The organism is Rhodococcus sp. NPDC055112, from assembly GCF_053607505.1.
Map to the genome: position 1 here is coordinate 1 of NZ_JBSGTR010000121.1, position 1,852 is coordinate 1,852.

Genomic DNA, 1,852 nt, shown 5'->3' on the forward strand with positions numbered 1-1,852 from the left:
GACCCACTGTGGGTCCGGAGCCTTCTGCGTGGTGTGTGGTATCAGGACCCGCTGCTACCGAACCCGGCGGAACCGCTCGAGCCCGATTCCGCGGAACCCGCCGGCTTCGGGAGGTCGTCGCCGGTGGAGTCGGGGCGATGGATCCGGACGGTGACGGGCGCCGAGCCGTCGGCCTGGACCGTGACGATGCGGGCCCCCGGCGCGGAGGTCGCCTGCCCGCCGCGCACCTCGGTGACGTACCCGCCGGGGTAGTGCAGGTCGGAGACATAGATCTCGGTCGGTCGGGCCGACGGCCGGGGCTGGTAGGTGTACTCGAAATCCCCACCCTCCGAGTTGAATCGGAGCTTGCCCGGTTCCCCCGCGGTGGTCTGCGGATAGGTCCGCACCAACTTGCGGCCCACCTCACCGAGGAACGGGTCGGGGCGGCCGGTCGGCCCGAAGATGCTGCTGTAGTGCCAGTACTGCCACCCGATGAAGCGTTCGTCGGCGCGGGCAAGGGTGTTGGAGAGCACGGTGGGGTCGCCGTCACCGAACTCGGTCACCACGGTCGGGATGTCGGCGCGCTCGGTGACCTTGTCGATGTTGTGCCAGGTGTTGGCCTGCTGCAGGTCGCAACCGGCGCGCAGGGCCTCCGGCAGGCCGAGGTAGATCGCGAGCTGGCTTGGGATGCAGTAGTCGTGCGGGGCGAAGACGATGTTCGGGTCGCCGATCGCGGGCGTCCTGGGTGGGTTGGCGAGGTTCGTCGGCATCATCTGGTTCCAGGTGACGTTCGGCTCCCAGAACACGGGAACCGTCGGATTCGAGGCGCGGACGTGATCGGTGAGCTTCTGCATCGCGGCCTGGTAGGTCCGATCGAAGTCCGGGCAACCGCCCGGGAAGCAGGTCAGGAACGGCGATCCCGGCCAGGGCTCGTTCATCAGCTCGATGCCGAGCACGGCCGGTTTCCCCTCCACCCTCGTGGCCAGCGCAGCCAAGGCGGTGCCGAGGTGGTCGAGTACCCCGTTCTTGTTGGACCAGACCTCGTCCCAGCCGATGTTCATGCTCGGCATCAGGTAGTTCATCGGGAATCCCGGGTTCGGTTCGACGGCAAAGGGCCTCGCCTCGATGGACCACTCCGGGAATCCGTTTCCGCCCCAGGCGGAGCTCAGTCCGTCCTGGTGGTTGTCGAGCAGGACGTGGATGCCGCGGGTGCCGAGGACGTCGACCGTGTCGGCGACCCGATCGAGGTATGCGGGGTCGATCTGGCCCCGCTCGGGCATCAGGCCGTCGAAGGACACGCCGAGGCGGACGGTGTTGAACCCGTGCCCGGCGAGCAGATCGGCGTCGGCGGCGGTGAGTGTCAGTCCGTCCCCCGGGGTGACGTACGGCGGTTGTTTGTCGACGTTGTTCACCCCGTGCAGCAGGATCGTGCGCCCGAACTCGTCGACCAACCAACGGCCTTCGGTGTGAAGCCGGCTCGCCGGTGGACGCGCGACCTCGTCGGCGGCGGCGATCGCGGGCGTCGCGGCGACCAGGGTTGTGAGTATTACGGCGGAGAAGCCGATCGTGAGCAGTCTGTGCATGTATTGCCTCCGTGGATTCGGACAGCCATTTGGACACATGACCAAATGGTGTGATCGTAGGGAGGCCTCCGGTCGACGCGCGGGGTTTCGGGGGATCTCGATTCCTGGCGCGAGGAGCGCACGCTCACCACCGGCGTGGGACCCTTTGTGTACGAGAGCCGTTCGGCCCGGATCCCGGACATCGACGAGCTGCTCATGGCGACGGCGCGTCGCCTGCGCCGCCGGGCGAAGATGGCGTCCTCGGCTGAGTAGCGGTGAACGACAAGGGCTCCGGACCAGCAGGTCCGGAG

Annotated in this window: 1 protein-coding gene; it reads right to left on the minus strand. The window is 67.9% G+C overall.

The features are described from left to right. Window positions 1-41 precede the first annotated feature (41 nt). Window positions 42-1,562, minus strand: a complete 1,521-nt coding sequence (locus tag ACWFRB_RS26325; RefSeq protein ID WP_452644290.1) for an endoglycoceramidase I — start codon at window positions 1,560-1,562, stop codon at window positions 42-44. Window positions 1,563-1,852 lie beyond the last annotated feature (290 nt).

Excerpts from the sequence above, each read along its gene's own strand:
- ACWFRB_RS26325 (WP_452644290.1), bottom strand. The coding sequence starts at position 1,562 with ATGCACAGACTGCTCACGATCGGCTTCTCCGCCGTAATACTCACAACC.